Here is a 23,597-nt window from a genome sequence, read left to right on the forward strand (position 1 = left end):
CTGGCGCAGGGAAGTCCGCCATGAATATTGCCGCATCCAGGACTGCGGAATCGCCTTCCCCGCGCACTCAAGTCCAGTGGAGCCGCCGCTGGGAACACGAGTTGCAGCTCGCCGATCATGCCGAGCTTGCCGACTTCTTCCGTAGGAGTTACGGGCCGACCGGCGCGTTCAATGCGCAGCCATTCGAAGGCAATCGGAGTTGGGCCGGTGCAAGGCCCGAAATACGGATAATCGGTCACGACGCGCGCGGCGTCGCGGCTCATGTCGGTCTATTACGCCGCTTCATCAAGATAGATGGCGTCGACCTTCTCGTGGCCGAACTCGGACTATATGCCGTACGTCCGGACCTTGAGGGGCTTGGAGTCAGCCACTCGATGCGGGTGATGCTTCCTGTGCTGCAGGAGCTTGGGGTGCCGTTCGGTTTTGGCACGGTCCGGCCCGCGCTCGAGAAGCATCTTACCAGGCTGGTCGGAAGGCAGGGGTCGGCAACCCTCTTGTCCGGGGTTCGTGTCCGTTCCACCCAGCCAGATGTCTACCCCAATTTGTCGCCGATCCGCGTCGAAGATGTGCTCGTGGTGGTGTTCCCGGTTGGACGCTCAATGGGCGAGTGGCCGGCCGGAACGATTATCGATCGCAACGGGCCCGAGCTGTGAACGAACTCATCCGCCAATCTGCTGCGCGGTGCGACTACGGCGGCGTCAGCGGAAGTCGCTCGGTCTACTTGACCTTCGACGATGGGCCCAACCCATTCTGCACGCCGGACGTGCTCGATGTGCTGACCCAACATCGGGTGCCGGCGACGTTCTTCGTGATCGGCATGTATGCGGCCGACCAGCCTGAACTCATTCGGCGAATGATCGCCGAAGGGCACGAGGTTGCAAACCACACGATGACGCATCCGGATCTGTCCAGATGCGAGCCGGCCGAGGTACACGATGAGGTGCTAACCGCAAGCAGGGCCATTCGATCGGCATGTCCGCAGGCGTTGCCAAGGCACGTGCGGGCCCCCTACGGCATATGGACCCAAGACGTGCTTGCTACCTCAGCCAAGGCAGGCCTCGCAGCTGTGCACTGGTCGGTCGATCCAAGAGATTGGTCACGTCCCGGGGTCGATCGCATCGTGAACTCGGTGCTGGCGGCCGTTCGCCCGGGCGCAATTGTGCTCCTGCACGACGGATATCCTCCGGATGAGGCGATATCGTGCACGGATGCCACGTCGCGTGATCAGACGGTGAGGGCGCTGTCATATCTGATTCCGGCACTGCAGCTGCGCGGGTTCGAAATCCATCCGCTTCCTCAACTTCACTGAAAAAATTGGCACCCCATGGATCTACTCGCTACAACCAGCGCTGTCGCCGTTTCGTCTTATGCGCTGCTCTCGACCGTCTACAAGAGCGCGCAAGCGCTTTACGCTCAGCCGGTCAATACCTCGCAGCTGCAGGACGATCCAGGACAAGCCGAGGTGGTTCTGCCCAGCGTAGATGTCATCGTGCCCTGTTTCAACGAGGATCCAGATACGCTCTCTGAATGCCTCGCGTCGCTCGCAGGCCAGGATTACGCTGGAATGCTGCAAGTTCATGTGGTCGACGACGGATCCGCAAATCGCGACCTTGTGGCGCCTGTACACAAAATCTACGAGAACGATTCGAGGTTTCGCGTTATTTTGCTCGCCAAGAACGTCGGAAAGCGCAAGGCGCAGATTGCAGCGATACGCAGTTCTTCCGGCGATCTGGTGCTCAACGTTGACTCGGATACGATACTTGCCGCCGACGTGGTAACGAAGCTTGTATCGAAGATGCAGCACCCCGAGGTCGGCGCGGCCATGGGGCAGTTGGTAGCCAGCAATCGCAACCAAACCTGGCTGACCAAGCTGATCGATATGGAATACTGGCTGGCCTGCAACGAGGAGCGAGCGGCCCAGGCTCGATTCGGCGCGGTGATGTGTTGCTGTGGCCCATGTGCGATGTATCGTCGCTCGGCGCTCGCGATGCTGCTGGATCAATACGAAACGCAATTCTTCCGTGGGAAGCCAAGCGATTTCGGCGAGGATCGTCATCTGACGATCCTGATGCTCAAGGCTGGATTTCGAACCGAGTATGTTCCCGACGCAATCGCGGCCACCGTGGTGCCCGACAGCCTCGGGCCATATCTGCGACAGCAACTTCGCTGGGCCCGCAGCACCTTTCGGGACACGTTCCTTGCATTGCGTTTGCTGCCCGAGCTCGATGGCTATCTTACGCTGGATGTCGTCGGACAAAATCTAGGCCCCTTGCTTCTCGCCTTGTCGTCGCTGGCTGCATTCACTCAGTTTGTCATCGCGGGGTCGGTGGCCTGGTGGACAGTACTGACGATTGCGGCAATGACGATGGTCCGTTGCAGCGTGGCGGCATTCCGTGCTCGCGATCTGCGTTTTATCGGCTTCTCGCTCCACACACCCATCAACATCTTTCTCCTGCTGCCGCTGAAGGCTTATGCGCTTTGTACATTGAGCAATAGCGACTGGCTGTCGCGAAAGGTCATCGTGACGAGCGAAGCAGAGAAGAAGGCTGTCATCCCGCACGCGACCGCCGCAATAAGGTCTGCAAGCAGCGGGGCGAGCTCCGGCGCAATTCGCAAGTCCGAGCGTTCGCACCTTCCATCGAGCGTGGCCGCGACCGAGATTTGTGGTCACGATCGATCGAGTGCCTACAAGTAGGTTGAACGCTCCATGACGCCGGACAACAACAACTACCAGCTACTGGAACGCGAGTTGGCTGTCGACGATCCATGGCGTCTCGATAGTAATTCGTTCGAGCAGGAGCGCTATGCGCAAATGCTCCGGATCTCGCGTTGCAACGGCGATGTTGCGCATGCACTCGAGGTCGGATGTGCGGCCGGCGCATTCACCGAAATGCTGGCGCCACACTGCCAACAGCTCACCGTGGTGGATGTCATGCCACAGGCGATTGAGCGGGCGCGGCAACGGACCAAGAGATGGTCACATATCAGGTGGAGAACCTGCGACATTAAACAGTTCTCGACTGTTGAGCGGTTCGATCTGATCGTCGTCGCCGAGGTTCTCTACTACCTCAAGGACGTCGCCGAGATGCACGCGGCCATCCGCAATCTGTCGGGCATGCTTGCACCAAATGGCGCTCTGGTGTTCGGATCGGCACGTGATGCCACGTGTCAACGCTGGGGCCATGCGGCCGGCGCGGAAACGGTGATTGCTCTCTTCAAGGAGAAGCTATTCGAGGTCGAGCGTCTGCATTGCCACACTGAGTCGGTCAACGAAGACTGTTTGCTCGTCCTGTTCCGGAAGCCGACTAACTCGTCAGAACAACCAAATTTGGGTCAATAGGTCAGGGGGTCGTATGCGCATCTGCGGCATTAAGTTAACACACGATGGCGCAATTGCCGTCGTCGAGGACGGGAAGCTTGTCTTTTGCACCGAGCAGGAGAAACGCGCCAACAGCCCACGCTACCAATCCGTCGATAACCTCGATGCAGTCGTGCTCGCATTGGCCGAACACGGCCTTGACCCTCGAGATATTGATCAGTTCGTCATCGATGGCTGGGATGGGGAGATCGAGTCGCAATTCCAGGTCCTGAGTGGGGCGGTTCCGATCGCGCTGAAAGGGGCGCCATATGTCGAGCGGCACGCCGAGGGCCTTCTTGATTCCGTCGACGGCTACGGCCTGATCCTCGGTGGCAAGGTATTTCCCTATAAGAGTTACCCCCACGTGACGGGCCACGTCGCGTCGGCCTATAGCACCAGCCCCTTTGCCGGCGCCGGAAAACCCGCGTTCTGTCTGGTGTGGGATGGCTGTATCCTTCCACGTCTCTACTATGTCGAACCGCGGGGTGCGCGGCTCATCGCGAGCCTGTTTCCGATGATCGGTCATGCCTATGCTGCCGCGGGCCTTCATTTCGGGCCTTACAGGCAGCCGAACCGCACCAATTGGGACTTGGGCATCGCCGGCAAGCTGATGGCCTATATCGCGCTCGGCTCTGTCGATGAATCCATCGTGACAGTGTTTCAGGAGCTTTACGAAAAGCGCTTCGCGGCCGACACGGAGCAGGCGCGTCGCTACCGCGCCGATATCAATAATGCGGAGGCGTCGCTTGCGGCTGTGCACGAATTTTTCGAGGCGAGCGCGCCGCGCCTGACGGGCAAGCGTGCGGAGGACGTTCTGGCGTCCTTTCATGTATTCCTGGAGCGTCTTCTTGTTCGGGAAATCGCGATGGTTCTGCTGCGGCACTCGTCGCTTCCGGGCGCGAGAAACCTGTGTGTCGCCGGGGGGTGTGGGCTCAATATCAAGTGGAATAGTGCGCTTCGCGCGACGGGATTGTTCGATGAGGTCTGGGTGCCGCCGTTTCCAAATGACAGCGGCTCGGCGATCGGCGCTGCCTGCGGTGCGATGGCAGCGCAAAATGGGTTCGGGCCACTCGAATGGTCAGTCTACAGCGGCCCGGCGCTACAGACCAGCGAGATTCCGTCAGAATGGGAGGCAGCGCCGTGCAGTCTACGAGAGCTCGCGGCCATACTCGCCGACAACAAGCCCGTGATATTTCTCTCGGGACGCGCCGAGCTCGGGCCGCGCGCATTGGGTGGCAGAAGCATTCTTGCGGCAGCGACCTCGGCGGCAATGAAAGATCATCTCAACGACATCAAGCGTCGCGAGCGCTTCCGGCCGGTAGCGCCGATTTGCCTGGAGGATCGAGCGCCAGAGATCTTCAGCCCCGGCACGCCAGATCCTTATATGCTGTTCGATCACCAGACCCGGGCGGAATGGCGCGATAAGGTCCCCGCCGTCGTCCATCTGGATGGCTCCGCGCGGCTGCAGACGGTCGCCCGCAACTCTCCGCACAAGATCGCAGAGCTCCTCGTCGAATTTGAGCAGCTCACGGGCATTCCACTGCTTTGTAATACGAGTGCCAACCTGAACGGCCGAGGATTCTTCCCGGATGCCGCCGCCGCCTGCGAATGGGGACGCGTGGAGCACGTTTGGTGCGACGGTCTGCTTTGGACCAGAACGCTCGTAGGAAAGCCAACGTCGGCTGAACGGCTTCTGTCGGCTTAAGATGAACATGTCCACCGCAGCAATCGACCTTGCCGGCGTACGAAAGTCATTTGGCGGCAAGGTCATTGTCGACGAACTGTCGTTCTCGGTTGCGCGCGGAGAATGCTTCGGCCTGCTCGGGCCGAATGGAGCCGGCAAGAGCACGATCGCGCGTATGCTCCTCGGGATGATCTCGCCGGATGCCGGCAAGATTACAGTCCTTGACGAAGCTGTGCCTGCACGGGCTCGCGTCGCACGTATGCGCATCGGCGTAGTGCCGCAATTCGATAACCTTGAACTCGAGTTCACCGTACGAGAGAACCTGCGGATGTTCGGCCGTTACTTCGGCATGAGCGCCAGCAAGATCGAGGCGGTCGTACCCTCGTTGCTGGAGTTTGCGCGTCTTGAAAGCAAGGCGGACGTGCGCGCCGCTGCACTGTCAGGTGGCATGAAGCGACGGCTCACGCTGGCGCGCGCTCTTATCAATGACCCGCATCTGCTCGTGATGGACGAGCCTACGACTGGTCTTGATCCGCACGCCCGTCACCTGATCTGGGAACGCCTGCGTGTCCTGCTTTCGCGCGGCAAGACGATCCTCTTGACTACTCACTTCATGGAAGAAGCGGAACGTCTGTGTGATCGTCTGTGCGTGCTCGAGAGTGGACGCATGATCGCCGAAGGAAAGCCGGAAGCGTTGATCGGCGAGCATATCGGATGCGACGTGATCGAGGTCTATGGCGGTGATCCACATGAGCTCGCTGAGTTGATCAGGCCTTACGCGCGGAACATCGAAGTGAGTGGAGAGACGCTGTTCTGTTATGCGCCATATCCGGAGCAGGTACGTGTGCAACTGCGCGGGCGAGCAGGCCTTCGCATTCTGCAGCGGCCGCCGAATCTCGAAGACGTGTTTTTGCGGCTAACCGGACGCGAGATGGAGAAATGAGAGATGGGTGAAAGTTTTGCCGCGCTGATGCCCGCCAACGCCTACAATTGGACCGCGGTATGGCATCGAAACTTCCTGGCATGGAGGAAAGTCGCACTTGCATCGGTTCTCGGCAACCTGGCAGATCCAATAACCAACCTGTTTGGCCTTGGCTTCGGTCTCGGGCTAATCGTGGGCCGCGTTGAGGGGACCTCGTACATCGCATTTTTGGCGGCGGGCATGGTCGCGACCAGCGCCATGACATCCGCGACCTTTGAAACCATGTATGCGACCTTTGCCCGGATGGGCGCCAATCGCACCTGGGAAGCGATTCTGTCGACACAGCTCACGCTTGGCGATATTGTTCTGGGCGAATTGGTCTGGGCGGCCAGTAAGTCCATTCTGGCCGGAACCGCAATCGGAATAGTCGCTGCCGTGCTGGGTTACGCTTCCTGGCCTTCCGTTTTGTACGTGATGCCGACGGTCGGCCTTACCGGTCTTGTCTTCGCAAGCCTGGCTATGGTCGTCATATCTCTTGCGCCAAGTTACGACTACTTCGTATTTTACCAGACGCTCATCATTACACCCATGGTGTTTCTGTGTGGTGTGGTCTTTCCGAACAGCCAGCTGCCGAGTTCTTTTCAGCAAGTCGCAGGCTTGCTGCCGCTCGCACATTCGGTCGATCTCATTCGCCCGGCGATGCTTGAGCGCGCGGTCACCGGCGGCGTTGCCGTCCATGTCGGAGCGCTTTGTATATACGCGGTGCTGCCCTTCTTTATGTCGACGGCACTGTTTCGGCGCCGCCTACTGCGCTGACGAATTGACAGGCTCGCTGCACCGGTCCAGGCGGAGCGAAGCGCGGCAGGAGCAACCGAAAGCGTGGCGGATCGTGACGGCACAGGCGATTAAGGTGGAGCGGCGGTTGCCTTCCCGAGATGGTCAAAATGGAGAGCGCGATGTTGTGTCGGGAAGTGAGTGAAAGCCAGACAGGATCCATGAAAGCTAGCCCGATTGCCCAATAGGTGTCTCGCGGGGAGGGCACCACGCTTCTCGTGCGGCATGGCTGTGTGACCGCTACGTCGAACAGCAGCGACTAAAGCGGGTCAGCACTCCACCAGTTCTCAGGTAGTCAGGACAGAATAGGTATTCGGCTGAAATCGGATATATCGGCGCAACCGCTCTGAACAGAGAAGAAAGAGCTGGGAGCACCCGCTAGGAGGATAGCGCTGCCATGAAGTTTTACCGACGCAGATCGCGAGCAGCGCAAGTGCCGACCATAACATCGGCCAAAATCATATGTGAGGTGTTTCCGATGATATCCGCTCAACCAGGAGCCCGCAGGGACGTAATGCAAATGTTTGTTAGTGCGCAAAATGATCGTTTCGTTGTTTCCCGACGACGTACCGGGTTAGGCGACTGTCTATGGTCGTTGGCGGCAGCTTGGCGTTTTGCGCAGCGGACCGGACGGAACCTGGTCATCGATTGGCGCGGGTCCTGTTATCTCGATCAACCATTCACCAATGCCTTTCCGGCTTTCTTCGAGCCAGTTCAAGAGATTGGCGGTGTAAGGGTGATCTGCGACGACCAGATCAGTGAGCTCTCATTTCCGGGGCCGTTCTTCCCGGCATGGTGGAACAGGCCGACCATCGACTGCGTCTATCGGCCGGATGAGCAGATTTTCCGGGAGCGCGATGAACTCGATCAACTGTTTCAAAGCGAGCAAGATTGCGATGCAAATACGGTCGTATGTGACGCCTGCCTGATGTGGCGCTGCGATGAGGAAGCTGAACGAGAGATCTTTCGCAGCATCAAGCCGCGATCCGAAGTGCAGGCGCGGATCGATGCCATCTTCCGTGAGCACTTTGAGCCGTACAGCGTGATCGGCATTCACGTTCGGCACGGCAACGGCGAAGATATTATGGGGCATGCGCCCTACTGGGCTGATCCGGAGCGCGCCTTGCGACAGGTCTGTGATGCCATTGATAAGGCAAAGGCGTTACCGCATGCGAAACCGGTCAGAGCATTCCTATGCACGGACAGCGCGCTCGTACTTGAGAAGGTGTCGGCACTGTTTCCCGATGTTTTCACGATCCCAAAGCGCTTCCAGGCGCCTCAAGCCGGGCCTTTGCATAGTGCGGCCCTCGGAGTTGAGGGCGGCGTTTCCGCCCTGATCGAGATGTATCTCCTTGGGCGATGCGACACCGTGATCCGTTTTCCCCCGACGAGCGCCTTCACACGCTATGCGCGTCTCTGTGCGCCGCGCGTGATAGAGTTCGATTTGAACGATCCGAACCGATTGATCTTGATTGAGGAGCCATCACGAGAGCTCGTGGCTTCATGAACGTCGTAACCCGTTTTATCGACCTGATGACCGCTTTTTGCATCGAGCAGTACTGCCGTTATTTTTCCGCGCGGCAACTGCTTGCGCAAACCGACGCTCCAGCGACCCCTTGCGCTGGAGAGAAGAAAGATCCGGCGGCCGGAAGGCATCCGCGGAAGCTGGAACTGGACGATAGTGGCCGTAACGTACTGCCACCGCGCTAGACAGGTGGAATCGGCTTCGGCTTCGCCACGGGGGGATCGAAACTGATAGCCTTCCATGGCTGCTCACGGACTAAGTTATCGAAAGGTCCGACGTTCAGCCGGCGAGTGCCGTCGCGGCCGCCGGCCACGCCCTCGCGCGAAGCAGCACATTGGGGATCGCGCTGACGCCGGGCTGGACCATTCAGCGTCCTGGCTTCTTGATCGTGGGACCAATCGGCGCGGCCATGGGGCTGCAATCTCTCGCGCGGCCTCAGGCATGTGCCGGCTTGCGAATACTTTCGTTTTCCCAGTTTGGCTGGATAGCGGTAAGTCCAGGCGGTCTCAGCCAAAACCCCGCGCGCTCTGGCATTTCCGGTCTTGGTGATGTCACCATGGCGTACGGCACCACCGGTCGAGCGTTCCGAAGGTACAAGGCCCGGATAGGCCATTAACTGCCGCGGGCTCGTAAAGCGGCGGACGTCACCGACCTCAACCATGAAGGTCGCGGGGCGTTGCGCGCGGTACGAAGCCGATCTGGAAACCGAATACGCGACCTATGCGCTCGAGGGTCGCTACCGTCGGATTGGCGCCGCCCCGCTCCATCTCGGAGACTTGTCGAGTGGTGAGTGAAAATGCCTTCGCGAATTCAGCTTGAGAAAGTCCGAGCGCATGCCGCATTTCGGCGATGCCTTCTGGCAGCCGCAGTCGCGCGCTCCGAGCTTTCTCGTTTATCGCGGCGCGGCGATCCCATATCTCTTCCCGAGTGGGCTTTCGTATCCTCGGCATCGTCTATCCGTAAGTCGGTCGATTCCGCAGTCTCGCCACTTTGTCGGCCATATCGTCGCCGCGCACAACGGCGCTGGCAATGACGCTGTCCGGCACACCGTACATGCGCGCCGCCTCAGGCAGCGCGCGAAGTAAGTCCTCCTTCTCGGCGAGCGCGGCCATGAGATCGTCCGCCGGCACGCCGGGCCTCGCGACGGCGTCGCAGATCAGGCGCCAATCCGGATCGATGTCACTGCCGCCGGCAAAAGCCATGCAGGCCCACTTCGTGGATCTCACGATCCCCGCGAGCGAGATGCGTATCGGCGCGAAATCGAATAGCGGCGACAGACGCACCTGGCCGTCGGGGAACTTGCGCAACGCGGTGTTTCTGCCGTGGTTGTCCGGATTGCCCATCGCGAGATTGAGCATGTCGCGCCGCAAATATTCGATCGTGTCCGCGAGCGGGTCAGAAGAGACCTCTTGAAGCTGCGCGACATAGGTTTCGTGCTTCTCCAGATGCCCGAACGCCGCGACGCCGATCGCGGACACGAGGCTCTCCTGACCGTACCGGATCAGTCCGCTGGAATCTCGTCCGCGGTCGAACCTCGGCACGACCAGCACGCCGTTGCCGTGTGTGCTGGTCCGCTCGACATGCAACCCGAAATCCTTTGCGACCTTCGCATAGGCGGCCTCTGATTGAAGGATCCGCTGGTCGATTCCTTCTTCGCTTCGAAGCAACTTGGCGATCACATGGTCCCCGGCATCATCGTCGGCTACCATCGGATCGGGATACCAGAGACCGTCCGCCATCGACTTTGTGAGCGCGACCTTCGGCCAGTCGCCCTGAAGACCGCTGGAGCCGGAGGCGATAAGGGCAGAGTCGTCCGCCATCGCGAGGAAATGGTCTGTACGCGCTAAAACGTCGTCCATTGAGACGCCGATCCGGACCATCTTTTCGATGCGCTGGTCTTCTTCCTCGTGTGCTTCCTTTATGCGGAGATTGCCAACTGGAGCGCCGGCCGATCGCAGCAGCAGCTTGATCTGGGTCGCTGGATCGCTTGCTTTGAGACCGAGAAACGCGGCCATACGCTCTGCCTGCTTCCCCTGAGGGATCAGATCCAGCAGGAAGGCCGGCCAAGTGTCCGCCGTCCGGTCCTCGAGGTCGATTGGCGCGGCCACCGAGTACGCCCGAAGGTCGCGAACCGGATTCTTTGTCGTTCCGTGCTCATAGAAATAGCTCATCTCGTAGCCGGCCGAAGACCGGCTTCCGATCCCAGTCTCGGCCTGGGCAAGCGTTACGACGGCAGCGTCATGCCACGTGCCGTCCAAAAACGTTTGTACGGTAAGCTTCACAATCGACCCCTTTAAGGGCTATTTATTCTGCCGTATATCAATAATCAACCCATTATAGGGCTTATAAACAAGAATTGGAACCTGATTATGGTCTCGGGCGACCCGTCAGCTACGTGGCCGCCGAGGACACGTACCGCCATGGCCGCTGGGGAGCCCGCCGGACTCGGCTCGAATGAGTTTGGTTGAGCCCGGCCTCGCCCATCCGCTGCAGCAGATAGTTGAGGATAACGTCGATCTCGGCATAGTCGCCGCGGCGCCCTCCGAGCCGCCCATCGGCCGGCGACTTGCCGCTCGCCTATCTTTTGGGGATCCGGTGCCGTGCCCCGCGTATGCCCTGACCTGACGCGCGGAAGCGACTGCACCAAGGCGAGTCGTCAGCGGGGGCCGAGCTACAGTTGATGCAGTGACACCCGTTTTGTCCTCTTCTATCGGCGAGCAGTCGCGGAAATTGAGCATCTGGAGTCCGAAAAGGCTCTGGGCAAGCACGTTGAGTGCAAATGGATGTGATGCGGTTCGCGTATTGGATAATCGATGCGTCGTGTAGGGCAGGGTATCGTGACATTGGCATGAGCACGCACCTGAACGCCGGGAATTCTGCATGCACATGCCGACGCGGGAATTTAGAGCTGAGAGTCTCAGCCGGCCCGAGCCATCTTAATGAGCTTCTAAGGAGAACTACGCCTCGTTCGCTCCGTTGGAACAATCGGGCTTCGAGCTGAAGAGTCACCAATGCGTGTGTCTCTGTTGTTTGCCGCTCTGGCGTTTGGGATCGCGGGGTACGTAACCGTTATTCCGGCGAGCGCTCGGGATTTTCCATGGTGCGTGCAGGGGAGAGGCGTCGGATATCCCGGCGATTGCATGTACCAGACCCATGCACAGTGCCTCGCATCCGCGTCCGGGCGAAACGTGACGTGCGGGCTCAATCCACGCGCGGCATTTGGCGAGCAGCGGCGGCAATACAGAGATCGACATCGCTAGTGCATGTCGGAAGGGCGGCCCTGGCACTGTCCGAGCCTGGACAGGCCTAGAAATCGCCAATGGTCTCCGGGTTAGAGGGGGTTCGAATGCGACACCGCGCCATTATCGGCAGTAGCACCACGCTGTCGTTCGTTGGTGTGCGGCGGTCGTTGCCACGGAGGCATCACGTGCCCGGCTGGCAGAGCATCCGCTGGGGAATGCAAAGCATGGAAATCATCGCCGCAGTTGGCTCAAAAAATTTGAAGATCGCCCCGCGCGACTATATGGCCCTTTCTATTCGTAGATATCGATTCCCGAGGTCAAAATCGGCGAGCACTCTTTCCACGTCGTTTTTCAGATGGATGGAGATGATCGCCTAGCGCAGGTTCTAATTCGGCATGACTCGGATCGGAAACCAGTCCGGGCATTTACCGCCGCGAAATCGCTGCTTTCGGAACGATTTGGATTGCCCGAGAGGCAGGGACGACGGATGAATTTTGTTGGCGTTTCCCAACTACGACGATTACTCTTTCGACAATCAGAGAGGCATACCCCCTCCCATGTCGTGATAATCTTTATCCGATGTAGGCGCTGTTGGCGTTCGCCGCTCCGGAGACTTGGTCGCCGATTAGCAGCCTATTACAGCCGGCATATTGGCAGCGGCCCGCGACGCGGGCCCAGACGATGTTCTCGATCTTCCTCGGCACCTCCTCGCGGTGCGCGGCGGCGGCGACGGTGACTGCTCTTCTTCAATCTCTGCAGCCGAGCCCATCGCATTGCGTCTCGGATTTATGATTCGTTCGTTGGTGCAATTTCGCAGCGAAGCCGAAGCCTCGCCGCGAACGTCCCTCTCTTCACTCGGCGCCGGCGACGCCGAGGGGGTTAGAATATTCTCCTATTGGCACATAAGTTCGCATCAAATTCGAAACCGCTCTAGAGGAGGGCTTGGACTGATTTTCACAGCTGCGATGAGGTCGGTGTACGTTGCGGCGATACCTTACGTATGGCGGCTTCGCGTCAGTTTTCGGATCGCAAAGACGCGGCCATGGGCATCTCCGCCTTCCTGACCCATCGTTGCCTCGACACGTTGCGGAGCTGTTCGTCCGCTCGCTTTGCTCGGTTCGGCGATCACAACAGCGCGACTGAGTGTTGGTCTGAGCAGTAGACAGCGCACACTCAGGCGTGTGTCGGCGATGCGCCATCGCTGTCGCAAAGCGCACGCACCGTGTCTCGAATCCGCCAAGCGTTTTGAGTGCGCGACATTAGGACGCAAAATGGGAGCGTATTTGCGTGCATCGTAGTGGCCCAAATCCTGCTACGCGTTGGCCAGCGGCGCTACAGGAGAGGACGCGGGCGTGGGTTTCGATCTACCAAATGACGGTCCAGTCGGAGCTCCGCTGCCCGAGACACATTTGAGCTGTCCCTTTCACGCCGATAAAGCTCGCGTCCATCGTGGTGAACAAAAGACGATGTTGCTGACCGGGGCGTCGCGTGGAATCGGTCATGCCACCGCCAAGCTGTTTTCGGAGGCGGGTTGGCGCATCATTTCTTGCGCGCGGCGGCCGTTCGACGGCGAGCGGTGCCCGTGGGAGTCCGGGCGCGAGGATCATGTCCAGGCCGACCTCAGCAATCATCAAGCGCTGCCGCGCTTGATTACGGAGGTTAGGGAGCGTTTGGCGGGCGCACCTTTGCACGCGCTAGTGAACAATGCCGGCATCTCGCCGAAGGCGCCCGATGGAGACCGGCTGACCTCGTTGTCGACGTCAACCGAAACCTGGATGAGGGTGTTCCACTTGAATCTGGTGGCCCCGATCCTGCTGGCGCGGGGTCTATTTGACGAGTTAAGGGCCGCATCAGGATCGATTGTCAACGTGACATCGATCGCTGGTTCGCGGGTGCACCCGTTTGCCGGCAGCGCCTACGCGACGTCGAAAGCTGCGCTTGCGAGCCTCACACGCGAAATGGCCCACGATTACGCGCCGCATGGTATTCGCGTGAACGCGATCGCGCCCGGCGAGATCAGGACGGACATGTTGTCGCCCGATACGGAAACGCGTCTCGTGCCAAACATTCCGCTATGCCGAGTGGGTACGCCCGACGAAGTGGCCAAGGTCATCTTCTTCTTATGTTCGGATGCCGCAAGCTATGTCACGGGCGCCGAGGTGCCGATCAATGGTGGGCAACATCTGTGAATCGAGCAAGCTGGTAACGCGGCTGTCTTGAGTTTCAGCTCTGAAGCTCTTGTTCTGCGTGACGTCACCCACCCATTCCGAAAAAGTGAAATCACGGCACCGTAGATTTACCGTCGTGCCATGAAGGTGTTACGCTTCTATGTCATCTCGTCAACTCGTAGCCCTAGACTGAGCATGACATGCAAAACGAAGCCCGTAAACTCGAACAAAGTGAGAGGGAGGATGATCAAGTTAACGGAGACCGCCTCATGCTGCATATCGCTTCCGCGCGCGAAAGCCCTACCTCTCACGCAGAGACGGAGCGCGAGCTCTCGGGCGAGCCGCTGGGCGAGAGCGCGCTGACCGGCATCTTTGAAATATCGAAGGTGCTCACCGCTCCCTGCCGGCTCGAGGTCACGTTGGCCAACGTCGTGGGCCTTCTGCAATCGTTCGTGCAGACGCGACACGGTATCGTCTCACTGTTCGACGATGACGGGATGCCGGACATCACGGTGGGTGCCGGTTGGAGCGAAGGCAGCGACGAGCGCTACCGGATGCGCCTGCCGCAGAGGGCGATCGACCAGATCGTTGCGACCGACAGGCCTCTTGTCGCCGAGAACGTGGCAGCCGAACCGGCGTTCAGCGCAGCTGACCTGGAAGTGCTCGGTGCCTCGGAAAATATGCCGGTATCATTCATCGGTGTTCCGATCCGGATTGACCCCAAAGTCGTGGGTACCTTGACGGTTGACCGAGTCCGTGACGATAGGTCGAGCCTCCGGCTTGATTATGATGCGCGGCTGCTCGCCATGATCGCCAACCTGGTGGGACAAGCAGTGCGGCTGCATCGCTTGGTCGCCTGCGACCGCGAGCGGCTGATGGGGGAGAAGGACCGTCTGCAGAAGCAATTGTTCGAGCTTAGGCAGCCGCCACGGGAACGCAAGAAGCTACCCATCCATGGGATCATTGGCGATAGCCCGGCGTTGCGCGGGCTGCTCGAGAAGATCTCGGTCGTCGCCAAATCGAACAGCACGGTTTTGCTGCGCGGCGAATCCGGTACAGGAAAGGAACTTGTAGCCAAGGCCATTCACGAATCGTCTTCTCGGGCCAAGCGGCCGTTCGTTAAGCTGAATTGCGCGGCACTCCCTGAGACGGTGCTGGAGTCCGAACTGTTCGGTCATGAGAAAGGTGCTTTTACTGGCGCGTTCAGCTTGCGCAAGGGGCGCTTCGAGCTTGCTGACAAAGGCACGTTGTTTCTTGACGAGATCGGCGAGATCTCAGCGCCGTTCCAGGCGAAGTTGCTGCGCGTCCTGCAGGAGCAGGAGTTCGAACGGGTCGGCAGCAACCAGACTATCAAGGTCGATGTTCGAGTCATAGCTGCGACCAACAAGAACCTTGAAGAGGCTGTGGCAAGAAGCGAGTTTCGCGCGGACCTTTACTACCGCATCAGCGTCGTTCCCTTGCTGCTCCCACCGCTGCGCGAAAGACGCAGCGACATTCCGCTGCTGGCCAGAGAGTTTCTCAGGAATTTCAACAACGAGAACGGCCGCACGCTGACCTTGGAAGCGAGTGCGATCGATGTGCTGATGAACTGCGGCTTTCCGGGCAATGTCCGTGAGCTGGAGAACTGTATCGAGCGCACAGCGACCCTGTCGTCCGGAGCATCGATCGTGAGAAATGACTTTGCATGTTGTCATGGTCAGTGCCTTTCCGCGATGTTGTGGAAGAGTACATCGGAGGAGGCGACGGTCCAGTCGGCACCCACCGTGCCAGTGGCGGCCAAGCCGATCACTTCGCTGTCTGAAGCGGCTGCGCTGGTCCCGCCCGTCCGCAGCGAACTGGCCTCGCTGGCGCCTGCCGGCACAGTTCTCGTAAGCGGCGCAAAGATGGCCGATCGGGAGCGGGTCATTGCCGCCATGGAAAAATCTGGTTGGGTGCAGGCAAAAGCCGCGCGCTTGCTCGGACTAACGCCGCGCCAGATTGGCTACGCGCTACGGAAGTACGGAATCGAGATCAAACGGTTCTGAACGCACGTCCCTATGAGAGGACAATGGGTTTGGGGACGCATCCAATGCGCTCGAATCTGAAGGCGCGTCCGCCCTCGGCCGCGCAGATTACCATGCGTGACAGGATCAGCTTGCTCGAGATGCCAGCTTGGTGAGGCGGCATGCGACGGTCCATCTTGAGCGCAGAATATCAGAACCACGTCGGAATTGAGCCGGCCGTGCTCCAGGGCAGGGGCTGTCAGTGTGTACATCGCGATCTACCCGCGCCGGATGGAAACGGACGTGATCTCGCAAGTGGTCCGGGCGACACTCACCTGGCACTCGTAGTGGATGGCGCTGTCGCAGCTGCGACGCGCGTCAGTATTCTTTCGTCTGGAGCAGCGAGCTAGGTGTTTAGTCCCCGGCGTTTGCCGTGAGGCGCTTCAGGGGTTTCAGCCGCCCCTCGGCACGGCGCGTTCAACTTGGCGTTTTTCCGGGGGCCACATGTTCTATTCAAGAGATGCCTCGCGCCGAGCGTTTCGAGCAGAGGTCGAAGCGATGATGAAGTAAACACAAGCGCGGCTCGCGTTCGCGCGAGCAATTGCTATGCATTTTTCACGAATGCAGATGAAATCCGGTCGAAGGGGCTGTCCTACACGCGGGGCCCAAAGACTGTTACGAGCTTCATCGCGGAGCATCTTAGCCGGTCGGTCAGTCGCTCCCTTAAACGAATTCAGAGAAGATTGAGATGATCAGCCGTAAAGGCCGCTTGGGTCCGTCTGCTCGCCCCCAGTTTTCGCATCGCGTTCTTGATATGAAAATTGACGGTATTCTCGCTGATTCCCAGGAGTTTTCCGATTTCCCATGACGATTTGCCCTCTTTCACCCAGCGCAGGCAGGTGATCTCGCGCTGTGAAAGTGCAACCCGTTTGTCACCGCCACTGCTAGAGGGGCGAGCAATCTCGCGATAGGCGATGTGAAAGTGCCAGGCTAGTGTGTTCAGATGGCCGATGCGATTCTGAGGATCAGCGTCATCGAAGGGTGATGCAAAGGACGCAACCGATACTTGCCCCAATGGACCAAATAGTGGCACGCTCATTCCATGCTTCAGGCCCGCGTCCCTCGCCTCCTCGAGCACGCGTTTCTCGTCGGGTTGAAGCTGATAGTGGTCAGCGAGACGATCCCAAAGGAACGGTTGCGCAAGCGTCGGTGTTCGCCGGACCACCGGATCGATCGTATGGTATTTGCCTTTGAAATATCGGTCGCACCATTCGGGTGGCCACTTCACAGCCACTGTGGGCGGTAGACACTCGCTAAGCTGGAGCGGCGCGTCGAAATTAAGCGTCCCGTAGGCAACTGCACTGAATCCCTCTTTCGTGGCGAAGTTTACCAGGAGATCGAACAGCGCTCTGAGCGAATGGGTCTGGCTTGCGCATTCGGTGAAACTAAAAAGATTCATGATCGTAGCCTTGCAGGTCACTCAGGACTATCAGTGTGGGGAGTGGCGCTTGTTTCAGGGGAAGCTAAATTCCGTTCCATGGCTTGCACTCTTACCTTTTGTCTTCATGAGAGCTCAGGGACGCCCACGTCGCTTTGCGTCACACCGATCCCGGAGTTTGTTATCCGTCCGCAAGCTGTGGCGGCACAATCGTGCCGTCAAGGAGCGGGGCTTCTGTTCCTGCTCTTCGTCGAGATGCTGAACGTCGCGGTTCGGGATTCAGTGGAGAGAGAGCGCGCTGGTGAACCAGGCGGTGCGCCGCTTGGCCAATACGGTTCAGACATCAATCCTGTATTTGCCGCCGAACCCAACAGCAGCGTCATTCTTCCTATTCCCCTTGCGAGCGGGATCGTGAGCGATTCGCTGATGCTGCTTTCTTGGATGGTCTCTTGGACGCGCCCGGGAGCAGCACGGTGACTGTTTCATGATGGCCAGACGCCTGCTGCGCAGGTGCGTTGGAGACGTCCAGGGCGCATGCACCCACGTAGGTGATCCCCGCGCTGAAGGTGCAACGGGAGATACGCACAGTAACGAGAGCTGCTTGATCCAGAGGATACTTTGCATGCGCATCTCCAAAGGAGAGAGATCGTGAATCTAGCAACAGCAACTGTCGTGCCAACTGCAGGGCTAGTAAGAAAACAAGCTGGAAACAAAGACTTCCCGGCAAGTCGGGTCCGGAGTATCGCGAACGCACTGCGCTAATGCTGACATTCGAGGAAAACGCGACGTACCATTTGCGTAAGCCCAGGCATAAGTTGGCCCAAACCAAGAAGAGGGTAGCTTGCAGCCCTTGCCTTCTCTTCGAACCGATCCGGAAAAAGGTAACGTTCCCCTCTCACAGCCTGGTCAAGTACCGTCTGTCCGCTTCTTCCGATGATCTGGCTGTATACTGCGCGCACGAGGGTTGCTCGGGTACCGAGCCATTCCTCATCGCGCGAGGACGTGCGGTGGCAGATGATAGGAACGCGTCTGTCAAAATCGACATGTCTCATGTTGAGAAATGCCGCCGTGGTTGCCGATGCTGGCCCGTAAGGGGGAGGTGAGGTCGATGCTTCCACCGCTTGCAAATGCGCGCGTAATAGTGCGATTGCCAACCGGATGAACCGCGCCGCGCGACTGGCTACGGTTGATAATGCGGGCGCGGTTCGATGTAACGTTGTCGGTTCTCAACCGCAGGAGAATCGGCCTAAGTTTGAACCCAGTCGATTTTGTAGGAATGCCTACCTCGTTGTCGCCAATCGCGAGCCTACACGCTCTTACGCTGGCAACATCTGGGGCGATGTCGCACACGTGCCTTGCTCAGTGCCGCATCTCCATAGCCCAATGTCCTTGCCAGTAGTGCTATCAGTTAAGAGTCGGCATCGGCGGGAAGTGAATGTACCTGTTCGCCGAGCGGCTTGATCACGGCGACTTGCGCTGACCCATTCAGGGTACGACTAGACCAAGCCACGAGAGCCGCTGCTGAAAACGCAGCGACGACAATTGCCTATCCGCGAACCGCGAGACAGCAGCCGTTCGGTTGCAGTGGATTGCCGTCATCGCGCCTAGCAGCAAATGCGCCGCGACGCTCCTCAGACGGGGCGGAGTGCTTTCAGTTTGTTGTCACGAAACATTCCCTCCAGCTGATGATAGGGTCGCCGAACACGTCGTTGCTGCACGGTAGTGCACCGATCAAGCTACGATGGTGAGTAACCGAACCTTGCCGACCATCATGGGTCCAGGGGGCGACGGGAGTGCGGCAAGGGCCGTGTTTGGCGCAACGCGTCCACTCGGCGTTTGCTTCAGGTAAGCCAATCAGAGCTGCGGCTGCGGCCACCACAGAAAACGTAACTCGTTTCATCGAATAATCCCTCTTCAGGTTCGATCATTCGCAGTCCGCGGCGTGCCTTGGACAAGATCGCAACCACGATCTTACCTCACGCATAGAGCAGGCCTTCTGAATGTGCGAGTTACCAGTTCATGTGTGGTACAAGATGCCGCACAATTAAATTTGGTGAACTGGTCGACGGCCGCAGAGGAACGAACACGTGCAGGAAGCGACTGTTCCGCGTGAGTAATCTAAGCAGGTCTCATTGCTGTCCGGCCACTCCCGGTCTGCCAGCGAGGATGCAAACCGCAAGGCGATTGAAAGTAGGGCAAGCGCGAGAATGTCTGCAAAGATCGACAAAGCCGTGCTGTCATCACACGGAACAACACTTATTGTGTAGCCTGATGCTTGGAATACGCGGGCATGAATCGGTTCGCCACTGACGCCATTGGGTGAGCGGGAGGGTACTGCTTCACTCGCCCTACATGTCCCTGCGCGTTTCGGAATTATAACTGGAAAACTGAGCGGGCACTGAGTTTTTCAGTGATGCGACAATGGTCCTCCGCTGAGGTCAGCCTTAATGGAGGAGCGTCGCCACCCGAAAAGTTAATTCGCGGCACATCACGGATGAACTATGCCGCGAATACGTCTTTAGCGACCTTGAGCGGTGATGCCTTAACGAATTTGCGAGCCGGCTTCGCCGCGAACTCCATCGGTGCCTTCGTGAAAGGATTGATGCCGATGCGCGCTTCAGTAGGAGGTTTGCTCACAACGGACATTTTCACCATGCCGGGAATGACGAACTCTCCACACTGATGCAGTTCTTTGTAGCCTATAATCGCCAGTTGCTCAATCACGGCCCTTACGTCAGCTTTGGGAAGCTGGGTACCATCAGCAATCGCGTCAATGAGCCGGCTCTTGGTCATCTTGGACATCATGAAACCCTCTACGAGGCGGAGAACGTTTTCAATATCCCGAATTCCGCCGATGCTACTCACGTTGAGCCCGGCAACGTGCAAATTGCAAGGCCGTTGGACAGGCTCCGGAAGCGATGGCTTTAAAAGCTATCGTAAGCCAAAACACAAGGCTCAGTTCCGTATGCGGCGCTTTGCCGGTTCATACGTCAGAAAATTGGTCGTGTCTCACCTGACCGATTGGGCCAAGCGGCGCGTATTGCCAGCCGCTTCCACCAATCGGGGGATCGATAGTGGAGAAAGCCATTAGCCCAATGTCTTGCCGCGCAACTCGTTTTTGTCGCTGACTTTTGTATGCGTTCACCAACGACGAGGCCCAAGGCAGTCAGGCCGAAAAAGAACCGTGCAGCTTCGGATGTCACCAGGCGATGCGTCGATAGCCGAAAGAGGCCTACCGGCTCCTCGCTTCGTTCGTGTCGCATATCCAACTATGGCTGCGTTGAACGTCGGTGCGATCAAAGCCGCGAGACTCATGCTCTTCGCGAGCGTGATGATTTTTCTAGCAAAGTAAGCAGCTTAAGAGGGCGTGTGCGCGCGTGGCATGCCGCTTGCTGAGAGACTTGAAAACGCGGGAAGCCATTATGAAAAGCAGCAACATAACGGGACCATTGCGCGAGCGCCGTGGCCTCTCGGAGAACTCCACGGGAGGAGCTCCAGAATCGCAAGAACGCTAACGCGGTCAAGTGCAGCGCGTCGGCAGGATACGCGCGGTCTTGCATTCTGACGCGGGGATCTGCGTGCCCTTACTCGGCTTTCGGAGATGAATGTACCATGAGCCGAAGTCGAGGCGCACCTCTCAATACTAAGGAGCCAGTTGCCAGTCGATGCCGCCAAAATGGCGCATGGACGGCGAAGCGCAAACCAAGTCGCAACAGGCGCAGTGCGGTGGAGAACCCGGGCTGCGGACAACGTCAACACTGATGCCGTTTCACTCACGACCGGGAAGCCACAATGGATAAAGTTCGCAGTAAGGCCAAGACTGTTCAGCTGGTGTTTCGCAATGGCGGCAATACGCCGTTCGATTTCGTGGTGGATTTGTTGCGCGAGGTATCCGGGGAACTTGAGCGTCATGCCTGCGCACTCACCATTGCCCGGCAGGGGAAGGTCTCCTGCGGCCCTTTTCAGCCGTCAGTTGCAAAGGTGCTCGTCGATAGAGCGCAGCAGCGCATCCATAGTGAAGGACATCAGCTGCGGATCACCACCGAGCCTTCAGGCGCAGCGCGGGCACCGCATCCGTCAGCAGCCCAATTTAAATGGGGCTGTGATGCGCTTGCCTGGCATTTTGCTGATATCTCGGTGGACAGGCTTGTGACCATGGTGCGAGAGTTTCCGGGCCACATGTGTGCAGACGTCCAGGTCGCGATGGACAAGCTCTTCCCCTCGCCAGTCCGTTTCTTCGGCGCGTATGAGCCGTGGCGTCATGAGCCACTGTCGTTCGCGCGGCTCCAGCGGGCGGGACGCGACGCTATTTCGCTCGCCCCGCCGCAATACTATGAGATCGACGTCGGCGAGGCGGCGCCCGTCAAATGCCTGCTCAATGGGCTGTGGCTATGCAAGACGGACGAGTTTCATTACGCAGTCGTGCTATCGTATGTCCGGGAGTATGATCGTGAAGATAAGTTGCGTATCGAGATTGCGATTCCTGGCGGCACGGCCGGCGAGCCGTTCGCGCAGCGTTGCTTCGACGAACTGGAGAGAGCGCTACAATCCGCCCGCTCGTACCGCGGCAAGATCATCTCCCTCGCTGCCGACCCCAAGTATAGCGGCCGATCGGGGGGCGTAACGGTGCATCGATGGCCGCCGGTGAGCCGCGACGACGTGATCCTTCCGGAGAAGGCGCTTAAACTGCTCGATCGCAATATATTGAGCTTTGTCCGAACGCGCGATGCGCTGCGCAGTCTCGGTCAGTCGACACGTAAGGGCATTTTGCTTTATGGCCCCCCCGGCACCGGAAAAACCCATACAATCCGATATCTTGCAACCAATCTGACTGGTCAGACTACCCTCATAATTGCAGCTGAGCAGGTTGAATTTCTCGGCGTCTATATGAACCTGGCGCGGCTTTTGCAGCCGGCCCTGGTGGTTATCGAGGATGTTGATCTGATCGCGCGCAACCGCGTCCAAATGCGAGTGCCGTGTGAGGAATCACTGCTAAACAAGTTGCTCAATGAGATGGATGGCCTGAAGGAGGACGCTGACATCTTGTTCTTACTTACCACCAACCGGCCCGAAGAGCTCGAGGCGGCCCTTGCGGGCCGGCCGGGCCGCATTGACCAGGCAATCGAAGTGCCGGTACCTGATGCAAACGGCCGAGACAAACTGGTGCGGCTCTATGGGAAAGGCTTGCCACTCACCGACGCCATTGTCGATGAAGCCGTGCGCCGGAGCGAGGGAGCCGCCGCGGCGTTCATCAAGGAGTTGATGCGGCGCATCGCGCAATCCTCGATCGCACGGGATGGCGGCGAATCGGTCATCTCCCATGATATCGATCAGGCACTCGATGATATGCTGTTAACGGGGGGGCGGCTTAACATCAAGCTGCTCGGCGGAGCACAAGGGGCGCCATCACAGCAGAATGATCGAGTATGCCAAGTTTAGGACGCGGGCTTCTTTGGCGGAATATCACCGAAATACGTGTCAGTGCGATTTAGTCGCATTCTTTGCGGGCAGGCTGGAAGGGTCGGGCGGTTCCTTACGATCGTACCGAGTTGAGTCGATGCGACCGAGGCTCACTCACTTTTTCGTTCTGGACCACCACGTTGCCATAGATGGACGTGGTCTTCAAAGAGAGGCATGGCCCAGCCATCGTTGAATGAGGTGACTTGGGACTAGCGACTGAAATGCATTCACCTCGAACGCCTGCCGCAGTCCTTTCGCCACAGCGACTATCCCGCTGATGTTAGCCGCCGCCATGACCTCCTTGACCCCGCGCCAAGCTATCGTCCGACTTCATGTTCAGATCGGTCTACAGGCGGAATCTGGATCACTTTGCTGCCAGCGCAGATTAGAAGTGCAGTTGAGTTGGGCGGGTACGGCGCGGGGAAGGGGGACTTGCCGGACGATACCGCGCTTGCGACGCTTCTAAGTCCCATATCGATGTCGGTCGCTGCGGGTGAGAGTGCAAGAGATCCGTCCGCCACTCAAACCTGGAACGAGACAAAAAAGCCTAACCTCAATCAGGGCCAGCATCGCTGGCTTAGTAAAGCGAAGAAGGTCGGCAGCATTGAGGTACTTGCGGCTGCCGGTGGATCCGAAGAGGGATTCGCAGAAATGCCCACGCATAATGACCTCGCCTGAAACAATATGGCCGATAGTGTTTCAGCACGAGTAGTCCCTTAAAATCTGCGAACAAACCTGCGATCGTCAGAAAACTCGGGTTAAAATCTGCTGGTTTCAACTAGCAAATTTCAGGAGCCTTTTGGAGGTCTCCTCAGACCAGCCAGTTGATGATTGCAAATGCTGGTCGACATATTGAGCGGCACCAGCCCCGACCTCTTTGCAGTCATGTTTGGCTCAAGGATCCATCTTGAGCGCGGCAGTATCAGAACGATGCGGGAATCGAGCCGGCCGAGCTCCAGAGCGGGGGCATTTGCTTGCATCGCA

19 protein-coding genes and 1 pseudogene are annotated in these 23,597 nt (G+C 58.7%); 15 read left to right on the plus strand and 5 right to left on the minus strand.

Annotated features, from left to right (window positions below; translation table 11 throughout):
- The first annotated feature begins 20 nt into the window (after nt 1-20).
- From ACVINW_RS19810 to ACVINW_RS19850, 9 genes are all read left to right on the plus strand, one after another.
- Nucleotides 21-653 (plus strand): NodA family N-acyltransferase, encoded by a 633-nt coding sequence (locus ACVINW_RS19810; protein WP_456752836.1) that lies wholly within the window; start codon nt 21-23, stop codon nt 651-653.
- Nucleotides 650-1,309 (plus strand): chitooligosaccharide deacetylase NodB, encoded by a 660-nt coding sequence (gene nodB, locus ACVINW_RS19815; RefSeq protein ID WP_456752837.1) that lies wholly within the window; start codon nt 650-652, stop codon nt 1,307-1,309. The genes ACVINW_RS19810 and nodB overlap by 4 nt, the downstream gene beginning before the upstream one ends.
- A 15-nt stretch (nt 1,310-1,324) precedes the next feature.
- On the plus strand, nt 1,325-2,695 hold the full coding sequence (gene nodC / locus ACVINW_RS19820; protein ID WP_456752838.1) for a chitooligosaccharide synthase NodC: 1,371 nt from the start codon (nt 1,325-1,327) through the stop codon (nt 2,693-2,695).
- Between the two features lie 12 nt (nt 2,696-2,707).
- Nucleotides 2,708-3,340: a nodulation methyltransferase NodS gene (gene nodS / locus ACVINW_RS19825; protein ID WP_456752839.1), complete on the plus strand. Its 633-nt coding sequence runs from the start codon at nt 2,708-2,710 to the stop codon at nt 3,338-3,340.
- 13 nt (nt 3,341-3,353) lie between these two features.
- Nucleotides 3,354-5,063 carry a nodulation protein NodU gene (nodU, locus tag ACVINW_RS19830; RefSeq protein WP_456752840.1) on the plus strand — a complete coding sequence of 570 codons (1,710 nt, stop codon included), beginning with the start codon at nt 3,354-3,356 and terminating at the stop codon, nt 5,061-5,063.
- A 1-nt stretch (nt 5,064) separates the two neighbouring features.
- On the plus strand, nt 5,065-5,985 hold the full coding sequence (gene nodI / locus ACVINW_RS19835; protein WP_456752841.1) for a nodulation factor ABC transporter ATP-binding protein NodI: 921 nt from the start codon (nt 5,065-5,067) through the stop codon (nt 5,983-5,985).
- Between the two features lie 3 nt (nt 5,986-5,988).
- A complete protein-coding gene (locus ACVINW_RS19840; RefSeq protein WP_456752842.1) occupies nt 5,989-6,780 on the plus strand; it encodes an ABC transporter permease in 792 nt (263 codons plus the stop codon).
- Between the two features lie 532 nt (nt 6,781-7,312).
- Nucleotides 7,313-8,305, plus strand: coding sequence for a nodulation protein NodZ (locus ACVINW_RS19845; RefSeq protein WP_456752843.1), 993 nt, complete (start codon nt 7,313-7,315; stop codon nt 8,303-8,305).
- Complete coding sequence (locus tag ACVINW_RS19850) at nt 8,302-8,508, plus strand: hypothetical protein (RefSeq protein WP_456752844.1); 207 nt, start codon at nt 8,302-8,304, stop codon at nt 8,506-8,508. Before ACVINW_RS19845 ends, ACVINW_RS19850 begins: the two co-directional genes overlap by 4 nt.
- Before the next feature lie 239 nt (nt 8,509-8,747).
- On the opposite strand, the pseudogene ACVINW_RS19855 reads toward ACVINW_RS19850, so the two are convergent.
- The 3 genes and pseudogenes from ACVINW_RS19855 to ACVINW_RS19865 form a co-directional block, all read right to left on the minus strand.
- Nucleotides 8,748-8,990: pseudogene (locus ACVINW_RS19855) on the minus strand (transposase); the annotation flags it as partial.
- Nucleotides 8,977-9,273, minus strand: coding sequence for a helix-turn-helix domain-containing protein (locus ACVINW_RS19860; protein ID WP_456752845.1), 297 nt, complete (start codon nt 9,271-9,273; stop codon nt 8,977-8,979). The pseudogene ACVINW_RS19855 and the gene ACVINW_RS19860, both read right to left, overlap by 14 nt.
- Nucleotides 9,274-9,276: 3 nt before the next feature.
- Nucleotides 9,277-10,605: a type II toxin-antitoxin system HipA family toxin gene (locus ACVINW_RS19865; RefSeq protein ID WP_456752846.1), complete on the minus strand. Its 1,329-nt coding sequence runs from the start codon at nt 10,603-10,605 to the stop codon at nt 9,277-9,279.
- Nucleotides 10,606-11,334: 729 nt separating this feature from the next.
- Here ACVINW_RS19865 and ACVINW_RS19870 point away from each other — a divergent pair.
- From ACVINW_RS19870 to nifA, 4 genes are all read left to right on the plus strand, one after another.
- Nucleotides 11,335-11,583, plus strand: a complete 249-nt coding sequence (locus ACVINW_RS19870; RefSeq protein ID WP_456752847.1) for a DUF3551 domain-containing protein — start codon at nt 11,335-11,337, stop codon at nt 11,581-11,583.
- 86 nt (nt 11,584-11,669) lie between these two features.
- Nucleotides 11,670-11,942 carry a hypothetical protein gene (locus ACVINW_RS19875; protein ID WP_456752848.1) on the plus strand — a complete coding sequence of 91 codons (273 nt, stop codon included), beginning with the start codon at nt 11,670-11,672 and terminating at the stop codon, nt 11,940-11,942.
- 975 nt (nt 11,943-12,917) lie between these two features.
- On the plus strand, nt 12,918-13,754 hold the full coding sequence (locus ACVINW_RS19880; RefSeq protein WP_456752849.1) for an SDR family NAD(P)-dependent oxidoreductase: 837 nt from the start codon (nt 12,918-12,920) through the stop codon (nt 13,752-13,754).
- A 179-nt stretch (nt 13,755-13,933) separates the two neighbouring features.
- The gene (gene nifA, locus ACVINW_RS19885; protein WP_456752850.1) at nt 13,934-15,757 is read left to right on the plus strand and encodes a nif-specific transcriptional activator NifA; all 1,824 of its coding nucleotides are present in this window, start codon (nt 13,934-13,936) and stop codon (nt 15,755-15,757) included.
- A gap of 691 nt (nt 15,758-16,448) precedes the next feature.
- On the opposite strand, the gene ACVINW_RS19890 is transcribed toward nifA, so the two are convergent.
- Together ACVINW_RS19890 and ACVINW_RS19895 are read right to left on the minus strand one after the other, a co-directional pair.
- Complete coding sequence (locus tag ACVINW_RS19890) at nt 16,449-17,174, minus strand: LuxR family transcriptional regulator (RefSeq protein WP_456752851.1); 726 nt, start codon at nt 17,172-17,174, stop codon at nt 16,449-16,451.
- Between the two features lie 2,478 nt (nt 17,175-19,652).
- Nucleotides 19,653-19,958 (minus strand): HU family DNA-binding protein, encoded by a 306-nt coding sequence (locus ACVINW_RS19895; RefSeq protein ID WP_456752852.1) that lies wholly within the window; start codon nt 19,956-19,958, stop codon nt 19,653-19,655.
- A 987-nt stretch (nt 19,959-20,945) separates the two neighbouring features.
- On the opposite strand from ACVINW_RS19895, the gene ACVINW_RS19900 reads away from it, so the two are divergent.
- Together ACVINW_RS19900 and ACVINW_RS19905 are read left to right on the plus strand one after the other, a co-directional pair.
- Entirely contained in the window at nt 20,946-22,592 is a 1,647-nt protein-coding gene (locus tag ACVINW_RS19900; protein WP_456752853.1) for an AAA family ATPase, read from the plus strand.
- A gap of 453 nt (nt 22,593-23,045) precedes the next feature.
- Entirely contained in the window at nt 23,046-23,291 is a 246-nt protein-coding gene (locus tag ACVINW_RS19905) for a hypothetical protein (RefSeq protein WP_456752854.1), read from the plus strand.
- Nucleotides 23,292-23,597: the final 306 nt, after the last annotated feature.

This window comes from Bradyrhizobium sp. USDA 4461 (assembly GCF_054055655.1).

Bases quoted from the DNA above. Each gene is read 5' to 3' on its own strand.
- ACVINW_RS19810 (WP_456752836.1), top strand. From the start codon at position 21: ATGAATATTGCCGCATCCAGGACTGCGGAATCGCCTTCCCCGCGCACT.
- nodC (WP_456752838.1), top strand. From the start codon at position 1,325: ATGGATCTACTCGCTACAACCAGCGCTGTCGCCGTTTCGTCTTATGCG.
- nodS (WP_456752839.1), top strand. From the start codon at position 2,708: ATGACGCCGGACAACAACAACTACCAGCTACTGGAACGCGAGTTGGCT.
- nodU (WP_456752840.1), top strand. From the start codon at position 3,354: ATGCGCATCTGCGGCATTAAGTTAACACACGATGGCGCAATTGCCGTC.
- nodI (WP_456752841.1), top strand. From the start codon at position 5,065: ATGAACATGTCCACCGCAGCAATCGACCTTGCCGGCGTACGAAAGTCA.
- ACVINW_RS19840 (WP_456752842.1), top strand. From the start codon at position 5,989: ATGGGTGAAAGTTTTGCCGCGCTGATGCCCGCCAACGCCTACAATTGG.
- ACVINW_RS19845 (WP_456752843.1), top strand. From the start codon at position 7,313: ATGCAAATGTTTGTTAGTGCGCAAAATGATCGTTTCGTTGTTTCCCGA.
- ACVINW_RS19850 (WP_456752844.1), top strand. From the start codon at position 8,302: ATGAACGTCGTAACCCGTTTTATCGACCTGATGACCGCTTTTTGCATC.
- ACVINW_RS19860 (WP_456752845.1), bottom strand. From the start codon at position 9,273: ATGCCGAGGATACGAAAGCCCACTCGGGAAGAGATATGGGATCGCCGC.
- ACVINW_RS19870 (WP_456752847.1), top strand. From the start codon at position 11,335: ATGCGTGTGTCTCTGTTGTTTGCCGCTCTGGCGTTTGGGATCGCGGGG.
- ACVINW_RS19875 (WP_456752848.1), top strand. From the start codon at position 11,670: ATGCGACACCGCGCCATTATCGGCAGTAGCACCACGCTGTCGTTCGTT.
- nifA (WP_456752850.1), top strand. From the start codon at position 13,934: ATGCAAAACGAAGCCCGTAAACTCGAACAAAGTGAGAGGGAGGATGAT.
- ACVINW_RS19890 (WP_456752851.1), bottom strand. From the start codon at position 17,174: ATGAATCTTTTTAGTTTCACCGAATGCGCAAGCCAGACCCATTCGCTC.
- ACVINW_RS19895 (WP_456752852.1), bottom strand. From the start codon at position 19,958: ATGATGTCCAAGATGACCAAGAGCCGGCTCATTGACGCGATTGCTGAT.
- ACVINW_RS19900 (WP_456752853.1), top strand. From the start codon at position 20,946: ATGGATAAAGTTCGCAGTAAGGCCAAGACTGTTCAGCTGGTGTTTCGC.